10 protein-coding genes are annotated in these 6396 nt (G+C 71.5%); 5 read left to right on the forward strand and 5 right to left on the reverse strand.

Annotated elements, in window-relative coordinates; all coding sequences use genetic code 11:
- Window positions 1–45: 45 nt before the first annotated feature.
- The 5 genes from psmA to EXE51_RS13455 form a co-directional block, all read right to left on the reverse strand.
- Complete coding sequence (gene psmA / locus EXE51_RS13435; protein ID WP_049929499.1) at window positions 46–807, reverse strand: archaeal proteasome endopeptidase complex subunit alpha; 762 nt, start codon at window positions 805–807, stop codon at window positions 46–48.
- A gap of 4 nt (window positions 808–811) precedes the next feature.
- Window positions 812–1291, reverse strand: a complete 480-nt coding sequence (locus tag EXE51_RS13440) for an Rpp14/Pop5 family protein (protein WP_049929501.1) — start codon at window positions 1289–1291, stop codon at window positions 812–814.
- A gap of 7 nt (window positions 1292–1298) precedes the next feature.
- Window positions 1299–1922, reverse strand: coding sequence for a class I SAM-dependent methyltransferase (locus EXE51_RS13445; protein ID WP_137692841.1), 624 nt, complete (start codon window positions 1920–1922; stop codon window positions 1299–1301).
- Window positions 1903–2655, reverse strand: coding sequence for an RNase P subunit p30 family protein (locus EXE51_RS13450; RefSeq protein ID WP_137692842.1), 753 nt, complete (start codon window positions 2653–2655; stop codon window positions 1903–1905). The genes EXE51_RS13445 and EXE51_RS13450 overlap by 20 nt, the downstream gene beginning before the upstream one ends.
- Window positions 2656–2778: 123 nt before the next feature.
- Complete coding sequence (locus tag EXE51_RS13455; RefSeq protein ID WP_049929504.1) at window positions 2779–3594, reverse strand: DUF6498-containing protein; 816 nt, start codon at window positions 3592–3594, stop codon at window positions 2779–2781.
- A 71-nt stretch (window positions 3595–3665) separates the two neighbouring features.
- On the opposite strand from EXE51_RS13455, the gene EXE51_RS13460 reads away from it, so the two are divergent.
- From EXE51_RS13460 to EXE51_RS13480, 5 genes are all read left to right on the forward strand, one after another.
- A complete protein-coding gene (locus EXE51_RS13460) occupies window positions 3666–3950 on the forward strand; it encodes a DUF357 domain-containing protein (protein ID WP_086216485.1) in 285 nt (94 codons plus the stop codon).
- Between the two features lie 81 nt (window positions 3951–4031).
- Window positions 4032–5150: a M20 family metallopeptidase gene (locus EXE51_RS13465; protein ID WP_094519757.1), complete on the forward strand. Its 1119-nt coding sequence runs from the start codon at window positions 4032–4034 to the stop codon at window positions 5148–5150.
- 102 nt (window positions 5151–5252) lie between these two features.
- Complete coding sequence (locus EXE51_RS13470) at window positions 5253–5405, forward strand: 50S ribosomal protein L39e (protein ID WP_004050128.1); 153 nt, start codon at window positions 5253–5255, stop codon at window positions 5403–5405.
- Complete coding sequence (locus EXE51_RS13475) at window positions 5406–5684, forward strand: 50S ribosomal protein L31e (RefSeq protein ID WP_049929507.1); 279 nt, start codon at window positions 5406–5408, stop codon at window positions 5682–5684.
- A 1-nt stretch (window position 5685) separates the two neighbouring features.
- The gene (locus EXE51_RS13480) at window positions 5686–6351 is read left to right on the forward strand and encodes a translation initiation factor IF-6 (protein WP_049929508.1); all 666 of its coding nucleotides are present in this window, start codon (window positions 5686–5688) and stop codon (window positions 6349–6351) included.
- Window positions 6352–6396: the final 45 nt, after the last annotated feature.

Raw genomic sequence — 6396 nt, forward strand, 5'->3', positions numbered from 1 at the left:
TTCGCGGCCGCAAAAGTAGTCGCTTCGGTGCCGCGCTGGCCCGCGCTACTCCTCGTCGTCGGCCTCGTCCTCGTCGGTCGCGAGCAGGTCGCGCTCGTCGAGGATCGACTCGATCTCGTCGACCGGCCGCTCGGCGTACTCGGGGTCGTCGACGGTGATCGTCGCGACGCCGACGCCGTCCGGGGACAGCTCGCCGTCGTTCGACTGCGCGAGGGTGTCGAGCGCGAGCCCGACCGCCTCGTCCGTCGAGATGCCCTCCTCGTACTCCGTCTCCAGGTAGTCGCGGAGGTCGCTGCGGTCGGAGCCGATCGAGAGCGCCTGCCACTCGTACGGCGTGCCCGACGGGTCCGTCTCGAACAGGCGCGGCTCGCCGTTCTCGATGCCGCCGACGATGAGCGCGACGCCGAACGGGCGCGCGCCGCCGACCTGCGTGTACTGCTGGATGTGGTCGGTGATGTTCTTCGTCAGCGTCTCGATGCCGACGGGCTCGCCGTAGCGGAGGCGGTTCACCTGCGCCTGCCGGCGAGCGAAGTCGATGAGCTGGCGCGCGTCGGCGACGTGGCCCGCGCTCGCGACGCCGACGTGGTCGTCGGCCTTGTGGAGCTTCTCGATGCTCTCCGGCTCCATCAGCGGGGAGCGGGCGCGCTTGTCGGCCGCGAGGACGACGCCGTCCTCGGCGCGGATCCCGACGCTCGCCGTCCCTCGTTTCACCGCCTCCCGGGCGTACTCGACCTGGTAGAGTCGGCCGTCCGGAGAGAAGATTGTGATGCCGCGGTCGTACGCCTGCTGTTGGGATTGGCCCTGCATGATATCACTCGGTGTCGAACGTCGTCGCGCCGACGCGGTCCGACTCGGTCTCCACGTCGCACGCGTCTCCGCGCACGACCGCGGGCCGCTCGGACCCCTCGAACGCGACGTCTCGCTGTGTTGAACTGGCGGTCGCGCGACCCATATATCTTTCCTCACAGGCACGTACCGTCCCCGAAATCCCCCGCACGCGGATTCCGACCGGCTCGCCGTCGACCTCGCTCACGCAGGCCACCGCCGCGCGCGCCTCGTCGACGTGGCCGTGTCTGACCCGGACGACCGCCTCCCCGGTCCCGTCGGCGTGCGCGAACGACAGCAGCGTGAGGTCCGCGTCGGCGCTGCCGGCGTCCCCGAGGAGGTTGCCGGCGCTGTACCACAGCGCGCGCTGGAACGCGCGCCGCCCGACCTCGGCGTCGGGCCACGTCTCGATCCCGACGGCGAGGTACCGCCACCGCGGCCGGAGGTGTTTGGGGAGGTGCTTCACGGCGAGATCACGCCGGGAGTTCGCGGACGCGCTCCGCGACGATCACCGCGACCTGGTCGTGAATGCGCTCGACGACCGTCACCGCGAACCCCTCGTCGGTGAACGCCTCGACCAGCGTGCCGACCGTCGCGGGGTCGTCGACCTCGGGGCTGTAGAACGGAGCCTCGGGGTCCGGCTCCTCGAAGAAGGCGACGTCGCCGAGGACGATCCGCCGAGCGCCCGTCTCGCTCATCACGCGGATCGCCTCGCGCTTCTCGTCGTCCGCGAGGTGGTGGAGCGCGAAGTTCGAGGTGACCACGTCGACCGGTCGGTCGGCGTCGATCCCGGGGTCGCGGAACTCGCCGTACGCGAACTCGACGTTTCCGAGGCCGCGGTCGGCCGCCTTCCGCCGCCCCTCGTCCATCATCCCCTCGCTGATGTCGCGGGCGAGGACGCGCTCGGCGTCCTCGGCGAGCGCCAGCGCGATGGCCCCGGTCCCGGCTCCCAGATCGAGGACCACGTCGTCCGCCCCCGGCGACGCGTGGTCGATCACGAGGCTCGCGCAGGCCTGGTACTCGTCGCTCTTCGAGTCGTCGTACGACGCGGCCTTCTCGGAGAACCGTTCGGCGTGTTCAGCGACCGTCTTCTTCATACCTGCCACGTCGGACCCCCGGCTCTATGAAGCCCTCGGAGCGCCGCTCCCGGTTACGCTCGACGAGGTCGCCCCACGCCCGGAGCCCCGCGCGAACGGCCTCGGCGTCGAAGCCGATCGCCTCGCTGACCGCGACCAACTCGCGGGGCGCGCGGAGTCCGAGGTGCGACCGCGCGTTCGCGCTCACGACGTACGGCGCGTCGTAGTGGGCGACGATCTCCCGGAGCTTCCGGAGGTCGGCGAGCGCCCGAACCCGCTTCCCGCCGGTCTCGCGGAGCGCGGGGCCGAAGTCGAACTCGACCCGGACGCCGTTGTCCCGTGCCGCCTTCGCGAGGACGTGGTTGAAGTCGCCGCCGCCCGCCATCGGCCGGACGAGGACGTCGACGCGGGCCTGCTCGACCGCGAACCGGTTCAGCGCGTCGTCGCCGCCGACCACGCAGACCACGGTTCGGTCGGACCGGTAGTTTCCGACCGCGCCCGAGGCGCTCGTCGGATCGTCGGCGCCGATCTCGACCGCGTCGACGACGTCGATCCCGTACTCCTCGCGGAGCGCCTCCGGGTCGCGAGCCGGGCTCTCGCCGCGGTCCGCAGCGCTCAGACCGCCGTCCCCGGCCGCCGTCAGCGCGTCGCGCGTCCGCACCACGATCCCGTCGTACCCGTGCCGGGCCGCGGTGGCGGCGTGGCGCGCGACGGTTGCCTCCCCGTCGGGATAGGCGTGAACGGCCTCGTACATGCCCCGCCGTTTCGCGGCCGAGCGTATCGGCGTTGCGCTTTCGGCACCGCGACGCCGGCCGCGTCCTGTCTCCTCGCCGCGTTCGCTTCCCTCCCATCGCCGACGCGACCGCGCCCCGCGTCGTCAGGCGTCTCCGACGGACTCTTCGTCCTTCTTCCAGTCGCGCCTGGCGTCCTCGCCGGTAAACCACGTCGCGATCCCGTCCGGGTCGTCCTCCTGGAAGGCGCGCCGCCGGCTCCATTCGACGGTCGCCTTCCCGAGCGCGATCGGGAGGAGGTACGGAACGAGGAGGACCGCGTCGGCGACGCCGTCGAGCAGCCCGGGAGCCAGGACCACATCGATCACGGCGATTCCGAATGTCACCGAAACGACCGTCAGTATCGCGACGACGAAGTAGAAGAAGACGACGCGCTGGGCGGCCTCGACCACCATGTACGGCGACTGGTCCTCGTAGGCGCGCTCGGCGAAGAACTCCCGACGCACCTCCCCGACCTGCGCGCCGCAGACGCCGAGCGTCGCCACTCCGACCGTGGGCGTGAGGTACGAGAGCGCCTCCCAGCCGACCGCCAAGAGCGGAAACATCATGAACGCGAACACCCCGAGCGACCGGCGGACGACGCGGAAGTTCCGCCGGTAGATCGGCGGGAGCCACGAGACGAGGTGAACCGGCTCCGCGTCGGTCTCCCACACCTCGTCTCGCTCGGCGTCCTCGTCGTAGCCGGTGATGTAGAACGAGCGGTCTTCGAGCCGGATCGGTCGCTCGGCGAACATCGCGGCGGCGGCGTGGGCGATCACGAGGGCGGCGACCTCTATCCAATACACCGCGAGCAGTTCACCGACGCGCCAGCCGAACCCGACGACGCCGGCGAGCGGGAGGAGGTTCGTCGCGACCACGAGGGCGAGGGCCGATCGGCCCCCTGCGGGAGGGCGGGACTTCATCAGTCCAGTGTAACGGGTCGCGAGCGCAAAAATACCCGACCGCTTTTGTCCGCCCGACGGAACGCTCTGACATGCCCGCCGATCTTGAGGAGAAGACGGACCGCTACGAGCGGATGCTCGCGGACGCGCTGGCCGTCGCGGAGCCGCGCCCGCCGGCGGACACGCCGCTGGGCGAGGCCGCGGCGGACGTGACCGAGATGGCGGAGTCGTACCTCGACGACGGCCGCCACTTCCGCGACGACGGCGACCCGGTGAACGCGCTCGCCTCCTACTCGTACGGCTACGGCTGGCTCGACGCCGGGGTCCGGCTCGGGCTGTTCGCGGTGCCCGACGACACGGAGCTGTTCACGACCTGAGCGCCGGCCCGCTCCGGGGCCCGCGCTCGCCGCGCCCGACGTGAGGGACGCGCTTATGCGGCGACGGCCGTCACTGAGTCCATGGACGAACTCGCGGACCTCACCGAGCGGCTCGTCTCGATCCCATCGCACGAGGACGAGACGGCAGCGGGCGACGCGATCGAGGAGTGGCTGCGCGCGGAGACGGACGCGAGCATCGAGCGCGACGACGCCGGCAACGTGCTCGCGGTCAGGGGCGCGACCGACGACCCCGATGCCGACTCGCTCGCGCTCGTCGGCCACCACGACGTCGTTCCGCCCGCGCCCGAACAGACGGCCGGCGAGGGGACGGAGGGCGAGTACGTCGTCGAGCGGCGCGACGGTCGGATCTACGGCCGCGGCACGGCCGACATGAAGGGGTCGGTCGCGGCCGCGATGCTCGCGTTCCGGAACGCGACGCCGCCGGAGGGCAGGGAGCTGATCTTCGCCTCCTTCGTCGGCGAGGAGGTCGGCGGCGACGGGGCTCGCCACGCGATCGACGCGGGGTTCGCCCCGGAACGCGCGGTCGTCGCCGAGGGGTCGACGAACTACTCGAAGCCGGGCGTGACGGACGTCGCCGTCGCCCACCGCGGCCGCCGCGGGTCGCGGCTCGTCGCGCACGGGGAGGCGGCCCACGCCTCGGAGCCGGAGGCGGGCGAGAACGCGATCTACCGCGCCTGCGACGCGATCGACGCGGTCCGCGGGCTCGACGCCCCGGAGGCGACGGTCCTCGGGAACGACGTGTCGGGGTCGCTGGCGGTCACGATCGTCGACGGCGGCGAGACGTGGAACGTGATCCCGGAGCGCTGCGAGGCGACCGTCGACGAGCGTACCGTTCCGGGCGACCGAGCCGATCTGGCTGGCGTCGCCGACGCGACGGCCGGGGTCGAGCTCGTCGTCGATCAGGACCTCCCGCCGATGGCCTGCGGCGACGCGGCGTTCGCGGACGCCGCCCTCGACGTCGCCCGCGCAGTCCACGATGAGTCGGGCTTCGACGCGCCCGAACACGTCACCAAGCCGCACGCGACCGACGCCGGCTGGCTCGCGGGGGCGGGGACCGACTGTCTCGTCTGCGGGGCCTCCGAGCCGGGCGAGGCACACACCGACACTGAGAGCGCGAGCCTGGAAGCCCTCGACCGCTGTCGTCGGATCTACATGGGGGTCGCCGAACGGGAACTGTAGTGGCCGCGAGGGGGAGGCCCCGGACGGAGCGGGGACTCACGGGCGCCTCGCGCGACCCGTATGGAAGGGGTTTTATGCGCCCCGCGGAAAGTGTGCGCCACTATGGGAGACAAGTCGAAGGCTCAAAAGAAGCGTCTGGCGAAGGCGGAGCGCCAGAACACCCGCGTCCCCGCGTGGGTCATGATGAAGACGGACATGAACGTGACGCGAAACCCCAAGCGGCGCAACTGGCGCCGGAACGACCTGGACGAGTAAATGTCGACGAACGACTTCGAGGAGCGCGTCGTCACCGTCCCGCTCCGCGACGCCAAGGAGAAGCCCGTCCAGCAGCGCGCCGACTACGCGATGAAGATCACGCGGCAGCACCTCGCGAAGCACTTCTCCGTCGACGAGGGCGACGTGATCATCGACGGCTCCGTCAACGAGGCCGTCTGGGCGAACGGGCGCCAGAACCCGCCCAGCACGGTGCGGGTCCGCGCGGCTCGGTTCGTCGAGGACGGCGAACCGGTCGTCGAGGCCGAGCACGCCGAGTAACGTGTTACGGGCGACCTTCACCGGCTCGTCGTACGTGGGCGTGTTCGCCCGCGCCGTCGACGACCTCCTGTTGATCCGACCGGACGTCGACGAGGCGCTCGCCGAGGACCTCGGGGCGGAACTCGGCGCGGAGCCGCTGCTGACGACGGTTGGGAGGTCCAACACGGTCGGATCCCTCGCGACGGGCAACGAGAACGGGATCCTCGTCTCCTCGCGCGCGACCGAGCGCGAGAAGGAGCGGATCGCGGACGCCGCCGGCGTCCCGGTGCGCGAACTCCCGGGCGAGATCAACGCCGCCGGGAACGTCGTCCTCGCGAACGACTACGGCGCGTACGTCCACCCGGACCTCTCGCGCGAATCGATCCGGACGATCAAAGACGCGCTCGACGTTCCCGTGACCCGGGGCGATCTCGGGGACGTCCGGACGGTCGGAACCGCGGCGGTCGCCAACGACACGGGCGTGCTGTGTCATCCACAGTCGACGGAGTCGGAGCTTCAAGCGGTCGAGGAGGCGCTCGACGTCCGCGCCGACCTCGGCACCATCAACTACGGCGCGCCGCTCGTCGGCTCCGGCCTCCTCGCCACCGACGAGGGGTACGTCGTCGGTGACGACACGACCGGACCGGAGCTCGGCCGCATCGAGGAGACGCTCGGCTTCATCGACTGAACCGCGCTCCGCCTTCTCCCCGCCGCCCCCTCGTCGGTGGCGAGG

The sequence above is a fragment of the Halorubrum sp. CGM5_25_10-8B genome (assembly GCF_005435095.1).
GTDB classification, from domain to species: domain Archaea; phylum Halobacteriota; class Halobacteria; order Halobacteriales; family Haloferacaceae; genus Halorubrum; species Halorubrum ezzemoulense.